The following is a 16823-nucleotide window of genomic DNA, read 5'->3' on the forward strand; positions in this document are numbered from 1 at the left end:
ATGGCAATCGGAAAGCGTCTGAAGAAGGTCCGCGAAGGCATCGACCGCGAGAAGCTCTATCCACTCGCGGATGCCATCAAGATGGTCAAGGAACGCGCCACGTCGAAGTTCGACGAGACGATCGAGATCGCGATCAATCTCGGCGTTGATCCGCGACACGCCGACCAGATGGTCCGCGGCGTCGTCAACCTGCCGAACGGCACAGGCCGCACCTTGCGCGTCGGCGTGTTCGCTCGTGGCGCCAAGGCGGAAGAAGCCAAGGCCGCAGGTGCTGATGTCGTCGGCGCCGAAGACCTGGTCGAGAAGGTGCAGGGCGGCAACATCGATTTCGATCGCTGCATCGCCACCCCTGACATGATGCCGCTGGTCGGCCGCCTCGGTAAGGTGCTGGGGCCGCGCGGCATGATGCCGAACCCGAAGATCGGCACCGTGACGATGGACGTCACCTCGGCCGTGAAGGGCGCCAAGGGCGGCTCGGTCGAGTTCCGCGTCGAGAAGGCCGGCATCGTGCAGGCCGGCGTCGGCAAGGCGTCGTTCTCCGAGGAGAAGCTGGTGCAGAACGTCAAGGCGCTGGCGGATGCGGTGTCGAAGGCAAAGCCCGCGGGTGCCAAGGGCACCTACATCCAGCGCGTCGCGGTCTCCTCCACCATGGGCCCGGGCGTAAAGGTCGAGCCCGGCACGCTGCTCGGCTAGTTCCGCGCGGTTTACGTGAATAGAGAAGGGCGGAATCGGGCAACCGATTCCGCCCTTTGCTTTTGATGCGGCATTTGCGTAATCGTCGCCGCGCCGGACTTGGTAAGAAAGAAGAACAAATGCCCGAGAAGGTCCTGATCTATTCGCGTTTTCCAAAGGCCCAGATAGAGCGTTTCGGCAAACGGTTCGAAGTGCTGAACGCGGCTGGCAAGCCGCCCAATGAAGTGTTCCCGGCCGACCAGCTCGCCGACATTCGTGCGATGATCACCGCGGGCGGGACGCCGCTTCGCGGCGAAGCGATGGACATGCTGCCCAGGCTCGGCGCGATCGTCTGCTACGGCACCGGCTATGACGGCGTCGATCTCGCCGCGGCGGCAAAGCGCAACATCGCCGTCGGCCACAGCCCCGGTGCGAATGCGGCGTCGGTCGCCGATATCGCTGTCACCCTGATGCTGGCTGCCACGCGGCGGCTGCTGGCGGCAGACGATTACGTGCGCGGCGGGAGCTGGGCGGCGGCAAAGCCTTCACCGATGATGCGCCCGCAGGCCGGAATGCCCGGCCGCAAAATCGGCGTCTATGGCATGGGCGAGATCGGCCGCAAGATCGCCGCGCGCGTTGCCGCCTTCGAGACCGAGGTCGGCTATTTCAGCCGCAGCAGGCATGATGTGCCGTACCAGTATTTTCCGACGCTCGATGCGCTGGCCGAATGGTGCAGCGTGCTGATGATCGCGGTGCGGGCGGGTGCGGATACCCATCACGTCGTCAATGCGGACATTCTGCGCAAGCTCGGCAAGGATGGCTACGTCGTCAACATCTCGCGCGGCTCGGTGATCGATCAGGCGGCGCTGGTCGCGGCGCTGACGGACCAGACGATTGCCGGCGCGGGCCTCGACGTCTACGCCAAGGAGCCGCACGCGCCGGATACGCTGACAGCGCTGCCGAACGTCGTGCTCTCGCCGCATATTGGCGGCCACACGCTGGAATCGCACGTGGCGATGCAAAATTGCGTGCTGGCCAATCTGGACGCGTTCTTCGCCGGCAAGCCGCTCGCTTACCCCGTGAGGTCAAGGGCCAGCTGATCCAGATGGGATGTGCTGGCCGATTGCCTCTCAGCGGTGGGCGAGGTCTTTGAGGTAGGCACACAGCATGTCGGCCATGGCCTCGGCATAAGTCTCGATCTCCGCGGGAGCTCGGGGACTTTCCGAAAACTGTTTCCCCACCGCACTGAGCGTCGTTGTGATCAGGTCGCCGGCCAGCGCGCGCGTCGCCTCCGCTGCGCCGGGCAACGCTTCTTGCATGAATGTCTCGACGGTGCGGGCGCCTGCTGCCCTCGCTTCGTGCGCTTCCGGGGCATCGCGATAGAGCGGCGCGGCGTCATCCAGCGCCACACGCACCGCGGCCTCGTCGCACTCCGAGCGGATAAAGGCATGGACCAGCCTGCGCAGCCGATCGAGCGGCGGCCTGGAGGTGTCCTCGAGAATGCCGCGCAGCAGTTCGGTCGTCTGCCGCCACTCGTCGCTTTGCAGCCGGAACAGGATCGCGGCCTTGTTCGGGAAGTACTGGTACAGCGATCCGACGCTGACGCCGGCCTTCTCAGCCACCCGCGCCGTGGTGAAGCGCTGCGCGCCTTCCTTCGCCAAAACCTGAACAGCGGCTTCCAGGATCGCCGCGACAAGCTCGGTTGAGCGGGTCTGTTGGGGCCGTTTTCGCGAGGAAATTGAAGGGCTTCGGCGATCGGTCATTTGGCTTTAGGGAATGCGATTAGAAAACGCGAATAATTAGTCGTATTTCTGTTTTGGCGCAAGGACGCGCGCTTTCCTCAGACCGGAGACCGGCATGACCACCCTGACCACGACCCCGCTTGCACCTCTGCTAAATCATCTGTTCGCCGAGGCCGATGCGGCCCGGGCGGACACTTCAGCAGCTGTGGCCGATCTCTCGGACGAGGCGAGGGCGCGCCTGATGCGGAGCAAGACCGAATACCGCGACCTCTATGGGCGCTTGAAGAATGCGCCGCTTCCGATCTCGCGCGAGACCGGCACGCTGCTCTATATGCTGGCGCGAAGCTCCCAGGCTCGGACGATCGTCGAGTTCGGGACGTCGTTCGGGATCTCGACCCTGCATCTTGCCGCAGCGCTCAGGGACAATGGCGGCGGCCATCTGATCACCACCGAGTTCGAACCATCCAAGGTCGCGCGGGCCCGCGCCAATCTGACGGCAGGCGGTCTCATCGACCTCGTGGAGATCCGGGAGGGCGACGCCCTGCACACGCTCGGCACCGGTCTTCCCGATACGGTCGATCTGGTGCTGCTCGACGGCGCCAAGGCGCTCTATCCTGACATCCTGAGCCTGGTCGAGAGCCGGCTCCGGCCCGGCGCCATCATCGTTGCCGACAATGCCGATGACAGCCCCGACTACCTGACACAGGTGCGCGCGCCCGCGAGCGGCTATATGTCGATGCCATTCGGCGAGGACGTTGAACTGTCGATGCGGATCGGATCCCGCTGACCGGTCCGGTCTTCAATGCGGGGCGTGGCGCAGCTTGTCGGGATTGCGCACGATATAGATCGCGGCAATCTTGTCGCCGTCGAGGACCATGCTCATGGTGTTGTCGAGCTCGCCGTCCAGATAGAGCAGGGCGCCGGCGGCGCCGTTGATCATGGCGGGCTCGATGCGCATGTCATGGCCGGCGTTCTTGGCGGCGATGCCGATGAAGAAGCGCGCGATCTTTTCAGCTCCCCTGATTGGATTGCGCGCTGCCGTCTTGCGGCCGCCGCCGTCGGTCAGCGTCACCGCATCCTCGCGCAGGAGGGCGGCGAGCCGGGCCACGTTGCCGCTGGCCACCGCTTCGCCAAAGGCCTGCAGCAGGCGAGCGTGATTGTCGGGCGCCTGCGCGGGCGCCGGGCGATTGTCACGCACGGCGCGGCGCGCGCGGGAGGCCAGTTGCCGGCAGGACGCCTCGGTGCGGTCGAGCATGGCGGCGATCGCGGGGAACGGCGTGTCGAACACGTCGTGCAGCAGAAACGCGGCGCGCTCGAAAGGCGACAGCCGGTCGAGGGCCAGCAGCAGCGCGAACGAAAGGTCGTCGGCGAGCTCGGTCGGGGCGTCGGCCGACAGGCCCTCGGCATCGAACACCGGTTCGGGTAGCCATGGCCCGACATAAATCTCCCGCTGCGCCTTCGCGCTCTTCAGGCGGTCAAGACAGAGCCGGGTCACCACGGTGACGAGAAAGGCTTCCGGATTGTGGACGTCCTGCGCGCCGGCAAAGCGTATGTAGGCATCCTGTACGACGTCTTCCGCGTCGCTGCGGCTGCCGAGCATGCGATAGGCGAGCCCGAGCAGGCGCCCGCGATGGGGCGCCAGCGGGTCAATATCATGCGGCTTGTTTGACGACGTCGACATTATGTCCACTCACGGTGACGCGGCGGCACTCCTTGGCGTAGCCGAGCCCGGCCTTCACCATCGGGAACATGCGGCCGAGCTGCAGCCCCATCGTCAAATCTATCACGCCTTTCTCGCCCCATTGGGCCTTCACCGCATCGCGAAATTCCTCGTCGTTGGCCGAGCGGCGCACGACCGCGTCGGCAAACCGGAAGGCGAGCGTGGTCGCTTCATTCATCGCCCTGACATCGCGGCGAAGTACCGCCTCGATCTGATCCTTGGCCATGCCCGCTTCCAGCGCCATGTCCACGACGAGTTGCGTGCAGGGGCCGCAATCCTCGGCCAGCGCGCCGACGATCTTGGCGGCGAAGCTGGCCTCGACCGGAACCACCTCGCGATGCGCGGCCGCCTTCATCAGCGGCGCTAACTTGAAGAAGGCGGCTGGGGATTCGTTCAGCAGCATTTCGAAATAGCTGACGTCGTATCCGTACCGTTTTGCAAAGGCGCGCAGGCTGCGGCGCGCGATAAAACTACGCATGATGTTCTCCTTGGTTGGGGAAGGCGGAATAGAGGGCGGCTGCCGACGGCAGCACGATCGCGAAGAGATCGAAAACGGGGTAGTGGCTATGGCCGCCGGCCAGGATCGCCACATGGAGCAGGGCGTGGACGGCGAGGAAGGCGGCGCCCGCGACGGCGGCCGGCCAGTACCGGGGCTGCCAGGCTCGCGCAGCCAGCGCCAGGCCGGCCACGAGGAACGCGGCCCCGATATCCTGGACGAAATGCGGGTTGAACGGACCGGTGTCCGGCACCCCGGGCACGGTTTCGTACCAAAAGGGGCCGGCAACGAGCATGATGAGCCCGTTCAGGACCGTAGGGATGGCGAGAATGGCCGCTAGCTGACGCCGCATGGTAACCTCCTGCGGCCAAGACGAGCCAGGCAGGGCCGGTGTGACAGGACAGGTCAAAAAAAGCGGTTCCAGAGCGAGAATTTTTTCTCCGGGCGGCCCGGCAAACTGGTGTGAAATTTGCTCTTGGCAAGCCCGACAAGACTCGGTAAACAACGGCTTCCGGGCGTGCTGGCCGTTGCTGGCACGTCCGTGCTCGCATTCCGAAAACCCGCTACGGTAGGAGATCATTCCTTTCAGGACATCCGCATGGATTGCTCGAAAGGAAGGAAAGCCCATCGGTTCGGTGGAGTGCGGCAGGGGTCTTCGGCTTGCCGAATGACCTCGATCCTGTCCGAGACTGCAGGCGCCCGCGGAGAAATTCAAGTTTTCCAACGGCTTAATTGTATGGCCTGCATAGACGGGTGAAGACCGGATTTTGCCTTAATGTCGCTGTCAGCGGCGCGATGGCTGATTTGGTTCGAACCTCGACACCCCGCGCCATCCGGTTCGGGAGGGCAGGCTTTTAAGATGTCGTCTGCCCGGCGTGTCCTGAGGACTGGTGTCTTGAGGTCAGGTTTTGGGCGAGACGATGGGTGCAACCCGGCGGTCTCGTTCGCGCGAAGGCCGCCAACCGGAGAGAGCTTGCTGTGGAAAGAGCGGCAAAAAAGGACGCGGTCGAACAGCTCAATGGGGTCTTCAAGACCACGAGCGTCGCGATCGTCGCCCATTATTCCGGCCTCACCGTGGCCCAGATGCAGAAGCTGCGCATGCAGATGAAGCAGGCGGGTGCGTCGGTGAAGGTCTCGAAAAACCGTCTCGCCAAAATTGCTCTTGAAGGCACTGACGTCGTTGCCATCGGTTCCCTGCTGAAGGGGCCGACCGTGATCGCCACTTCGAACGATCCGGTAGCGGCGCCGAAGGTTGCCGTCGAATTCGCCAAGACGAACGAGCAGTTCGTCATTCTCGGCGGCTCGATGGGTAAAACCGTCCTGGATGTGAACGGCGTGAAGGCGCTTGCCTCGCTGCCGTCGCTGGACGAACTGCGCGGCAAGCTCGTTGGCCTCATCGTGGCGCCGGCGACCAAGATCGCTCAGCTCTCCACTGCGCCCGCGGCCAAGCTCGCGCGCGTCATTCAGGCTCATGCCTCAAAGGGCGAAGCGGCCTGACCCTTCGCTAATCTCAAACCTGGTTCGAAACCAAACGTTTAAGGAAAAAGATCAATGGCTGACTTGCAGAAAATCGTCGACGACCTCTCGAGCCTCACCGTGCTCGAAGCCGCCGAGCTCGCGAAGCTCCTCGAAGAAAAGTGGGGGGTTTCCGCCGCTGCCGCTGTTGCCGTTGCCGCCCCGGGCGGCGGTGGCGCTGCTGCTGCTCCGGCTGAAGAGAAGACCGACTTCACCGTCGTGCTGGCCGCTGCCGGCGACAAGAAGATCGAGGTCATCAAGGAAGTCCGCGCCATCACCGGCCTCGGCCTGAAGGAAGCCAAGGACCTCGTCGAAGGCGCTCCGAAGCCGCTGAAGGAAGGCGTGAACAAGGAAGAAGCCGACAAGATCAAGGCCCAGCTCGAAAAGGCTGGCGCGAAGGTCGAGCTGAAGTAAGCGTACTACACAGAAAAGTGTGGGGATTCGCGGGGTTAGCCCCTCGAATCTCCACGATTCCGCCCCATATCGGGGAGGCAGCAGGAAAAATACGGCAGGCGGCGGGGACGGCAGGGTGTTCCTGGTGTAAGCCGTTGGGAGACAGTCAGATTTCGGGCTTTTTCAGTCCGTGAAGCGACCAGTTAGGACGGGCGGGTGCAGTCATGTGCCCCGCGCGTCGTTTTGCGTTCTGAAGGTCTAAAGTGCGGGTTCAGGACTAAATTCCTGAAAGTGGGCTTTGTTCCTTTAAGCGATTCGACAATTCAACCCGGGGGCGATGGCAGTCGCGCTTCGGAAGGTTCGCCCACAAGGGCGACGAAAATGAGAGGCCACGATGGCGCAGCAGACATTCACCGGTCGCAAACGCGTTCGCAAGTTCTTCGGACACATCAAGGAAGTCGCCGAGATGCCGAATCTCATCGAGGTTCAGAAGGCATCGTATGACCAGTTCCTGATGGTCGACGAACCGCAAGGCGGCCGGCTGGACGAGGGCCTGCAGGCGGTGTTCCGCTCGGTGTTCCCGATCTCGGATTTCTCGGGCACCTCGATGCTCGAATTCGTCCGCTACGAGTTCGAGCCGCCGAAATATGACGTCGACGAGTGCCGCCAGCGCGGCATGACCTATGCTGCGCCGCTCAAGGTGACACTGCGCCTGATCGTGTTTGATATCGACGAGGAAACCGGCGCCAAGTCGGTCAAGGACATCAAGGAGCAGGACGTCTACATGGGCGATATCCCGCTCATGACGATGAACGGCACCTTCGTCGTCAACGGCACCGAGCGCGTCATCGTCTCGCAGATGCACCGTTCGCCCGGCGTGTTCTTTGACCACGACAAGGGCAAGACCCATTCGTCAGGCAAGCTGTTGTTTGCCGCGCGCGTGATTCCGTATCGTGGTTCCTGGCTCGACATCGAGTTCGACGCCAAGGACATCGTGTTCGCGCGCATCGACCGCCGCCGCAAGATTCCCGTGACCTCGCTGATGTACGCGCTCGGTCTCGACGGCGAGCAGATCCTTTCGACCTTCTACAAGAAGATCAACTACAAGCGCGCCAAGGACGGCTGGCGTGTGCCGTTCGACGCCAACCGTTTCCGCGGCTATTCCACGGTCAACGATTTGATCGACGCCGACAGCGGCAAGGTCGTGCTCGAGGCCGGCAAGAAGCTCACCGTCCGCGCCGCCCGCCAGCTCCAGGAGAAGGGGCTGAAGGCGCTTCGCATGTCGGATGAGGAGCTGGTCGGCAACTACGTCGCCGAGGACCTCGTCAATCCGAAGACCGGCGAAATCCACGCGGAAGCCGGTGAAGAGATCACTGACAAGCTGCTGAAGGCGCTCAACGAGCAGGGCTACAAGGAGCTGCCGCTGCTCGACATCGACCACGTCAATGTCGGCGCCTACATCCGCAACACGCTGAATGCCGACAAGAACATGACGCGTGAGGACGCGCTGTTCGACATCTACCGGGTGATGCGTCCAGGCGAGCCGCCGACGCTCGACTCGGCGCAAGCCATGTTCCAGTCGCTGTTCTTCGACGCCGAGCGTTACGACTTGTCCGCGGTCGGCCGCGTCAAGATGAACATGCGCCTCGAGCTCGATGCGCCCGACACCCACCGTACGCTGCGCAAGGAAGACATCCTGGCCGTCATCAAGACGCTGGTCGACCTGCGCGACGGCAAGGGCGAGATCGACGACATCGACCACCTCGGCAACCGCCGTGTGCGCTCGGTCGGCGAGCTCATGGAGAACCAGTACCGCATCGGTCTCTTGCGCATGGAGCGCGCCATCAAGGAGCGCATGTCGAGCGTCGACATCGATACCGTGATGCCGCAGGACCTGATCAACGCGAAACCCGCCGCGGCGGCCGTGCGCGAATTCTTCGGCTCCTCGCAGCTCTCGCAGTTCATGGACCAGACCAACCCGCTGTCGGAGATCACCCACAAGCGGCGCCTGTCGGCGCTTGGCCCGGGCGGTCTGACCCGCGAGCGCGCCGGCTTCGAGGTGCGCGACGTGCACCCGACGCATTACGGCCGCATCTGCCCGATCGAGACGCCGGAAGGTCCGAACATCGGCCTGATCAACTCGCTGGCGACGTTCGCGCGCGTCAACAAGTACGGTTTCGTCGAGACTCCCTATCGCAAGGTGAAGGACGGCCGCGTCACGGACGAGGTCGTGTATCTCTCGGCGATGGAGGAGGGCCGTTATCGCGTCGCGCAGGCCAACGTGCCGCTCGATGCCAAGGGCCGCTTCACCGAAGACCTGATCGTCTGCCGTCACGCCGGCGAAGTGCTGCCGATCACGCCCGACAAGGTCGACTACATGGACGTGTCGCCGAAGCAGCTCGTTTCGGTCGCCGCAGCTCTGATCCCGTTCCTCGAGAACGACGACGCCAACCGCGCGCTGATGGGCTCGAACATGCAGCGCCAGGCGGTGCCGCTGGTTCGCGCCGAGGCGCCGTTCGTCGGCACCGGCATGGAAGGCGTGGTGGCGAGGGACTCCGGCGCGGCGATCGCCGCACGGCGCTCGGGCGTGATCGACCAGATCGACGCCACCCGCGTCGTGATCCGCGCCACCGAGGATCTCGATCCCACCAAGTCGGGCGTCGATATCTACCGGCTGATGAAGTACCAGCGCTCCAACCAGTCGACCTGCATCAACCAGCGTCCGCTGGTGAAGGTCGGCGACATCGTCAAGAAGGGCGACATCATCGCCGACGGTCCCTCGACCGATCTCGGCGAGCTCGCGCTCGGCCGCAACGTGCTGGTCGCGTTCATGCCGTGGAACGGCTACAACTTCGAAGACTCGATCCTGCTCTCCGAGCGGATCGTGAAGGACGACGTCTTCACCTCGATCCATATCGAGGAGTTCGAGGTGATGGCCCGTGACACCAAGCTCGGACCTGAGGAAATCACCCGCGACATTCCGAACGTCTCGGAAGAAGCGCTGAAGAACCTCGACGAAGCCGGCATCGTCTATATCGGTGCGGAAGTCCGCGCCGGCGACATCCTGGTCGGCAAGATCACGCCGAAGGGCGAAAGCCCGATGACGCCGGAGGAAAAGCTCCTGCGCGCCATCTTCGGCGAAAAGGCCTCCGACGTCCGCGATACCTCGCTCCGCGTGCCTCCGGGTGTGCAGGGCACGATCGTGGAAGTGCGCGTGTTCAATCGTCACGGCGTCGACAAGGACGAGCGTGCGCTGGCGATCGAGCGCGAGGAGATCGAGCGTCTGGCCAAGGACCGCGACGACGAGCAGGCGATTCTCGACCGTAACGTCTACGGCCGCCTTGCTGACCTGTTGGAAAACCGCCAGGGCATCGCCGGTCCGAAGGGCTTCAAGAAGGACACCAAGATCACGCGCGCCGTGCTCGAGGAGTACCCGAAGTCGCAGTGGTGGATGTTTGCCTCGCCGAACGACAAGCTGATGGCCGAAATCGAGGCGATGCGTAAGCAGTACGACGAGTCGAAGAAGGGCCTCGAACAGCGCTTCCTCGACAAGGTCGAAAAGCTGCAGCGCGGCGACGAGCTGCCGCCCGGCGTGATGAAGATGGTCAAGGTCTTCGTCGCGGTGAAGCGCAAGATCCAGCCCGGCGACAAGATGGCCGGCCGCCATGGCAACAAGGGCGTGGTGTCCAAGATCGTGCCGATCGAGGACATGCCGTTCCTCGAGGACGGCACGCACGCGGACATCGTGCTCAATCCGCTCGGCGTGCCCTCGCGCATGAACGTCGGCCAGATTCTGGAGACGCATCTCGGCTGGGCCTGTGCCGGTCTCGGCAAGCGCATCGGCCAGACCATCGACGGCTACTATCAGAAGCAGGATCTCAAGCCGCTGCGCGAGACCCTGAAGAAGATCTATGGCGACGATGAAACTATCAAGTCGTTGAACGACAACGAGCTGATGGAGCTTGGCAAGAACCTGAGCCACGGCGTGCCGATCGCCACCCCGGTGTTCGACGGCGCCAAGGAAGCCGACATCGAGGAGATGCTCAAGCTCGCGGGCTTCGACGCCTCCGGCCAGTCGACCGTCTATGACGGCCGCACCGGCGATGCCTTCGATCGCAAGGTGACGGTCGGCTACATCTACATGCTCAAGCTGCACCATCTGGTGGACGACAAGATCCATGCGCGTTCGATCGGTCCGTACTCGCTCGTTACCCAGCAGCCGCTGGGCGGCAAGGCGCAGTTCGGCGGCCAGCGCTTCGGCGAAATGGAGGTGTGGGCGCTGGAAGCTTACGGCGCGGCCTACACGCTGCAGGAAATGCTGACCGTGAAGTCGGACGACGTCGCCGGCCGTACCAAGGTGTACGAGGCGATCGTGCGCGGCGACGACACGTTCGAGGCGGGTATTCCGGAATCGTTCAACGTGCTGGTCAAGGAAATGCGCTCGCTCGGCCTCAACGTCGACCTGCACAATTCCAAGATGGGACCGGCACCGACATCAGAGGCAGCCGAGTAACGCAGAAGATTCCATGTCCGGCCCGACGCGAGGAGCGCTTCGCACAAGGGCCGGACATTCGCGCTCCGCTCGGACGTTGAGCGGGGAGCGCCTGAGAAGAATTTCGAATTTGCTGCCGGTGACGATCGGCACGCGAGGAGAAGACGATGAACCAAGAAATTATGAATCTCTTCAATCCGACGACTCCGGCCCAGGTCTTCGACCAGATCCGGATCTCGATTGCGTCCCCGGAGAAGATTCTGTCCTGGTCCTACGGCGAGATCAAGAAGCCGGAGACCATCAACTACCGGACCTTCAAGCCGGAGCGCGACGGCCTGTTCTGCGCCCGCATCTTCGGGCCGATCAAGGATTACGAGTGCTTGTGCGGCAAGTACAAGCGGATGAAGTACAAGGGCATCATCTGCGAAAAATGCTCGGTCGAGGTGACGCTGTCGCGCGTCCGTCGCGAGCGCATGGGCCACATCGAGCTGGCCGCGCCGGTCGCCCACATCTGGTTCCTGAAGTCGCTGCCGTCCCGCATCGGCCTTCTGCTCGACATGACGCTGAAGGATCTCGAGCGGATCCTGTACTTCGAATATTACGTCGTGCTGGAGCCGGGCCTGACCGCGCTCAAGGACCGTCAGCTCCTGTCGGAAGACGAGTACCTGAAGGCACAGGACGAATACGGCCAGGATTCGTTCACCGCCATGATCGGCGCCGAAGCGATCCGCGAGCTTCTGAAGGGGCTTGAGCTCGAAAAGCTAGAGCAGTCCCTGCGCGCCGAAATGCAGGAGACCGAGTCCGACATCAAGCACAAGAAGCTCGCCAAGCGCCTGAAGATCGTCGAGGCATTCCGCTATTCCGGCAACAAGCCGGAATGGATGATCCTGACCGTCGTGCCGGTGATTCCGCCGGATCTGCGTCCGCTGGTGCCGCTCGATGGCGGCCGCTTTGCGACGTCTGATCTCAACGACCTCTACCGCCGCGTCATCAACCGCAACAACCGCTTGAAGCGGCTGATGGAGCTGCGCGCGCCCGACATCATCATCCGCAACGAAAAGCGCATGCTGCAGGAGGCCGTCGACGCGCTGTTCGACAACGGCCGCCGCGGCCGCGTCATCACCGGCGCCAACAAGCGTCCGCTGAAGTCGCTGGCCGACATGCTCAAGGGCAAGCAGGGCCGCTTCCGGCAGAACCTTCTCGGCAAGCGCGTCGACTATTCGGGCCGTTCGGTGATCGTGGTCGGTCCCGAGCTGCGCCTGCATCAATGCGGCCTGCCGAAGAAGATGGCGCTCGAACTGTTCAAGCCGTTCATCTATTCGCGGCTCGACGCCAAGGGCCTGTCCACCACGGTGAAACAGGCCAAGAAGCTGGTCGAGAAGGAGCGTCCGGAGGTCTGGGATATCCTCGACGAGGTGATCCGCGAACATCCGGTGCTGCTCAACCGCGCCCCGACGCTGCATCGCCTCGGCATCCAGGCGTTCGAGCCGGTGCTGATCGAGGGCAAGGCGATCCAGCTCCACCCGCTGGTCTGCGCCGCGTTCAACGCCGACTTCGACGGCGACCAGATGGCCGTGCACGTTCCGCTGTCGCTCGAAGCGCAGCTCGAAGCGCGCGTCCTGATGATGTCGACCAACAACATCCTGCACCCCGCGAACGGCCAGCCGATCATCGTGCCGTCGCAGGACATCGTGCTCGGCCTGTATTATCTCTCGATCATGCGTGAAGGCCTGCCCGGCGAGGGCAAGATCTTCGGCGACATGGCCGATCTCGAGCACGCCCTGCACTCGAAGGTCATCCACCTCCATACCAAAATCAAGTTCCGGTGGGAGGGCACCGACGAGGAAGGCAAGCCGGCCAAGCGCTGGATCGAGACCACCGCGGGCCGCGTCATGCTCGGCAACGTGCTGCCGAAGCACCCGCGGATTTCGTACGACATCATCAACAAGCTGATGACCAAGCGCGAAATCTCCGGCGTGATCGACCAGGTCTACCGTCACTGCGGCCAGAAGGAGACGGTGATCTTCTGCGACCGCATCATGGCGCTCGGCTTCTACAACGCGTTCAAGGCCGGCATCTCGTTCGGCAAGGACGACATGGTGGTGCCGCAAGGCAAGTGGAAGATCGTCGACGCCACCCGTACGCTCGCCAAGGATTTCGAGCAGCAGTACAACGACGGTCTGATCACCCATGGTGAGAAGTACAACAAGGTCGTGGACGCCTGGTCGAAGGCGAGCGAAGAGATCGCGAAAGCGATGATGAAGGAGATCTCCGTCACCAAGAAGAATGCCCAGGGTGCGGATGCCGACATCAACTCGATCTACATGATGGCTCATTCGGGCGCGCGCGGTTCGCCGGCCCAGATGCGTCAGCTCGCCGGCATGCGCGGCCTGATGGCCAAGCCGTCGGGCGAGATCATCGAGACGCCGATCATTTCCAACTTCAAGGAAGGCCTCTCGGTGCTCGAATACTTCAACTCGACCCACGGCGCCCGCAAGGGTCTCGCGGACACCGCGCTGAAGACCGCGAACTCCGGTTACCTGACCCGCCGTCTGGTCGACGTGGCGCAGGACTGCATCATCACGCAGGACGATTGCGGCACCAAGCTCGGCATCAAGATGCGCGCCATCGTCGATGCCGGCACGGTCGTGGCGTCGCTGGCCTCGCGTATTCTCGGCCGCGTTGCTGGCGAGGATCTGCGCGATCCCGCGTCCAACAAGGTCGTGGTCAAGCGCGGCACGCTGATGGAGGAGTCGCATGTCGACGCCATCCAGCAGGCCGGCATCCAGGAGGTGAAGATCCGCTCGGCACTGACCTGCGAGCTCGTCAACGGCATCTGCGGCAAGTGCTATGGCCGCGATCTGGCCCGCGGCACGCCGGTCAATCACGGCGAGGCGGTCGGCGTCATCGCCGCCCAGTCGATCGGCGAGCCCGGCACGCAGCTGACGATGCGTACGTTCCACATCGGCGGCGCGGCGCAGATCAACGAGCAGTCGTTCGTCGAGTCGAACTTCGAGGGCAAGGTCACCATCAAGAACAAGTCGATCGCCCGCAACAGCGAAGGTCACTTGATCGCGATGGTGCGCAACATGGTCGTTGCGATCGTCGACGGTGACGGCACCGAGCGTGCGACCCACCGCATCCAGTACGGCGCGCGCATGCACGTCGACGAGGGCGACATGGTCAAGCGCGGCCAGCGCATCGCGGAGTGGGATCCGTACACCCGTCCGATCCTCACCGAAGTCGAGGGCACGATCGGCTTCGAGGACCTGGTCGAGGGCCAGTCGATCTCGGAAACGCTCGACGAATCCACCGGTATCGCCAAGCGCGTCGTCATCGACTGGCGTGCGTCGCGGGGCGGCTCGGATCTGCGTCCGGCGATCGTCGTCAAGGGCAAGGACGGCAAGGTGCTCAAGCTGGCGCGCGGCGGCGACGCCCGCTACATGCTGTCGGTCGACGCCATCCTGTCGGTCGATCTCAATGCCAAGGTCAAGGCTGGCGACATCCTGGCGCGTATCTCCACCGAAAGCGCCAAGACGCGTGACATCACCGGCGGTCTGCCGCGGGTGGCCGAACTGTTCGAGGCCCGCAAGCCGAAGGACGCGGCGATCATCGCGGAAATCGCCGGCACCATCCGCTTCGGCCGCGACTACAAGAACAAGCGTCGCATCTCGATCGAGCCGATGGACAAGACCGAGGAGACGCGCGAGTACCTGATCCCGAAGGGCAAGCACATCCATCTGCAGGACGGCGACATCGTCGAAAAGGGCGATTTCATCGTCGAAGGCAATCCGGCGCCGCACGACATCCTGGCGATCAAGGGCATCGAGGAACTCGCTGCCTATCTGGTCAATGAAATCCAGGAGGTCTATCGGCTGCAAGGCGTGCTCATCAACGACAAGCACATCGAGGTGATTGTCCGTCAGATGCTGCAGAAGGTCGAGATCACCGACCAGGGCGACACCGACATGATCTCGGGCGAACAGGTCGACAAGATCGAGTTCGATGCGCTCAACCTGAAGGCCAAGGAAGAGGGCAAGAAGCCCGCCACGGGAACGCCGGTTCTGCTCGGCATCACCAAGGCGAGCCTGCAGACCCGCTCGTTCTTCTCGGCGGCCTCGTTCCAGGAGACCACCCGCGTGCTCACCGAAGCCGCCGTCAACGGCAAGGTGGACCCGCTGGAAGGCCTCAAGGAAAACGTCATTGTCGGCCGGCTGATCCCGGCGGGCACCGGCGCCTCGATGGCCAAGATCCGCGAAGTCGCGATGAAGCGCGACCGCCTGATCCTCGACGAACGCGAGAAGCAGGCGGCGATCGTGCCGACGGCTCCGGAAGCGGAACCGCTGGCGCTGCCGCCGGCGGAGTAAGAGTTCCGTCCGATCAACAAGAAAGCCGGCCGCGAGGCCGGCTTTTTCTTTTGACGAACGTAGGTGGCAGTCTTCACCCGGTCAGATGACGCCTGCTATTAATTGAGCGACGTCCTGCCCGTAATGGTGATGCTTGCACGTGCCCATGAGCGACCCGGCTCATCTTGAAGCTCTGATTGACCGCATCTACGAGGCGGGTCTGATTCCTTCCCTCTGGCCGACGCTGCTCGGCGACCTCGGTGCTGCGGTCGGCGGCAATGGGGGCTTTCTGTTCGGCGTGCGCGAGGGGTATGTCAGCGCGGTCAATTCCGTCGAATACGATCACATGATGCCGATCTTCCTGAAGGAGGGATGGAGCGAGCGCGATCCGCTTCTGCCGCGCGCCATTGCGCTCAATCGCGCGGGCTTCGTCACCGACTACGACCTCCTCTCGGAGGAAGAGATCGCGACCAACGACGTCTACTGCAATTTCTACCGCAAGCACGGCATCGGTTACCGGGCAGGAACCCTTATTCCGATGCCGATCGGCGATTCGATCGCGATCGTGCTGCCGCGGCATCAGGATAACGGCCGGGTGCCGCAGGAAGTCGTCGATCTGCTGGACGGCTTGCGGCCACATCTGGCCCGCGCCTCGCTTGCCGCCAATCGCTTCGGCTTCGAGCGGGCGCGGGCGCAGGTCGACGCATTGCAGGCACTGGGCCTGCCGAGCGCGGTGCTGCGCGGCCCGGGGCGGCTGTTTGCCGCGAATGGTCTGTTCGATGCGCTGATCCCGTCGCTGTTTCAGGATCGCGCCCAGCGCGTGACGATCGCGGATGCCGCGGCCGATGCGCTGCTCGGCGAAGCGCTCGATACGCTGCCGCTCGCGGGCAGCCGCGCCGTAAAATCCATCGCGGTCGCCGCTACAGCGGCTCACGTGCCGATGGTGCTGCACGTCGTTCCCGTGCGCGGCTCGGCGCGGGACATCTTCACGCAGGCCAGCGCGCTATTGGTGGTGACGCCGGTCGACCGCGCCGCGGTGCCAACCGCGGAAGTCCTGCAAGGCCTGTTCGACCTGACGCCGGCGGAAGCGCGGGTGGCACGGGGCATCGGCCAAGCCGCGACCATCGATGCGCTCGCCGATGCGACCGGCGTCAACCGGGAAACGGTGCGCAGCCAGCTCAAGGCCGTGCTATCGAAGACCGGCCTGTCGCGCCAACAGGAACTGGTTAGCCTGCTTGCCGGCAAGGCGCTGCGGGACGGCTGATTGGCCGCGCTCCGGCGGCGGTATGGCTAGTTCCCCATAGGCTGCATAACGCTTCCGCAAGAATACGGTGGGAAGACAAATCGCTGGCGCAAGCCGGCCTTTTTGCTGCTTTGTTTCATTGCTGCGTTGCGGAGGGCCTGCTTTGTTCATCTTCCCTTCAGGGTGAAAAGCGCTTTTGCTAAT

At 63.6% G+C, this 16823-nt stretch carries 12 protein-coding genes; 8 read left to right on the forward strand and 4 right to left on the reverse strand.

Annotated features, from left to right (window positions below):
* Complete coding sequence (gene rplA / locus RX331_RS15315; RefSeq protein ID WP_057849146.1) at window positions 1-693, forward strand: 50S ribosomal protein L1; 693 nt, start codon at window positions 1-3, stop codon at window positions 691-693.
* Window positions 694-812: 119 nt separating this feature from the next.
* Window positions 813-1772 (forward strand): 2-hydroxyacid dehydrogenase, encoded by a 960-nt coding sequence (locus tag RX331_RS15320; protein WP_317257333.1) that lies wholly within the window; start codon window positions 813-815, stop codon window positions 1770-1772.
* Between the two features lie 30 nt (window positions 1773-1802).
* On the opposite strand, the gene RX331_RS15325 is transcribed toward RX331_RS15320, so the two are convergent.
* On the reverse strand, window positions 1803-2435 hold the full coding sequence (locus RX331_RS15325) for a TetR family transcriptional regulator (protein ID WP_317257334.1): 633 nt from the start codon (window positions 2433-2435) through the stop codon (window positions 1803-1805).
* Window positions 2436-2529: 94 nt separating this feature from the next.
* Here RX331_RS15325 and RX331_RS15330 point away from each other — a divergent pair, with 94 nt between their 5' ends.
* Window positions 2530-3201, forward strand: coding sequence for an O-methyltransferase (locus RX331_RS15330; RefSeq protein WP_317257335.1), 672 nt, complete (start codon window positions 2530-2532; stop codon window positions 3199-3201).
* Between the two features lie 12 nt (window positions 3202-3213).
* On the opposite strand, the gene sigJ is transcribed toward RX331_RS15330, so the two are convergent.
* From sigJ to RX331_RS15345, 3 genes are read right to left on the reverse strand one after another with little or no spacing between them, the layout of a single operon-like run.
* A complete protein-coding gene (sigJ, locus tag RX331_RS15335) occupies window positions 3214-4014 on the reverse strand; it encodes an RNA polymerase sigma factor SigJ (RefSeq protein ID WP_317257336.1) in 801 nt (266 codons plus the stop codon).
* A 52-nt stretch (window positions 4015-4066) separates the two neighbouring features.
* Entirely contained in the window at window positions 4067-4612 is a 546-nt protein-coding gene (locus tag RX331_RS15340) for a hypothetical protein (protein WP_317257337.1), read from the reverse strand.
* The gene (locus RX331_RS15345; protein WP_317257338.1) at window positions 4605-4982 is read right to left on the reverse strand and encodes a hypothetical protein; all 378 of its coding nucleotides are present in this window, start codon (window positions 4980-4982) and stop codon (window positions 4605-4607) included. The genes RX331_RS15340 and RX331_RS15345 overlap by 8 nt, the downstream gene beginning before the upstream one ends.
* Before the next feature lie 626 nt (window positions 4983-5608).
* Between RX331_RS15345 and rplJ the strand changes: the two genes are divergently transcribed.
* The 5 genes from rplJ to RX331_RS15370 all read left to right on the forward strand — a co-directional run bounded on the left by rplJ (window position 5609) and on the right by RX331_RS15370 (window position 16640).
* On the forward strand, window positions 5609-6127 hold the full coding sequence (rplJ, locus tag RX331_RS15350; RefSeq protein WP_317257339.1) for a 50S ribosomal protein L10: 519 nt from the start codon (window positions 5609-5611) through the stop codon (window positions 6125-6127).
* Between the two features lie 54 nt (window positions 6128-6181).
* On the forward strand, window positions 6182-6559 hold the full coding sequence (gene rplL, locus RX331_RS15355; protein ID WP_283034112.1) for a 50S ribosomal protein L7/L12: 378 nt from the start codon (window positions 6182-6184) through the stop codon (window positions 6557-6559).
* 373 nt (window positions 6560-6932) lie between these two features.
* Window positions 6933-11051, forward strand: a complete 4119-nt coding sequence (gene rpoB / locus RX331_RS15360; RefSeq protein WP_317257340.1) for a DNA-directed RNA polymerase subunit beta — start codon at window positions 6933-6935, stop codon at window positions 11049-11051.
* Window positions 11052-11197: 146 nt separating this feature from the next.
* The gene (gene rpoC, locus RX331_RS15365; RefSeq protein WP_317257341.1) at window positions 11198-15397 is read left to right on the forward strand and encodes a DNA-directed RNA polymerase subunit beta'; all 4200 of its coding nucleotides are present in this window, start codon (window positions 11198-11200) and stop codon (window positions 15395-15397) included.
* A 145-nt stretch (window positions 15398-15542) separates the two neighbouring features.
* Window positions 15543-16640 (forward strand): helix-turn-helix transcriptional regulator, encoded by a 1098-nt coding sequence (locus tag RX331_RS15370; protein ID WP_317257342.1) that lies wholly within the window; start codon window positions 15543-15545, stop codon window positions 16638-16640.
* Window positions 16641-16823 lie beyond the last annotated feature (183 nt).

The sequence above is a fragment of the Bradyrhizobium sp. BWA-3-5 genome, assembly GCF_032917985.1.
Taxonomy (GTDB): Bacteria; Pseudomonadota; Alphaproteobacteria; order Rhizobiales; family Xanthobacteraceae; genus Bradyrhizobium.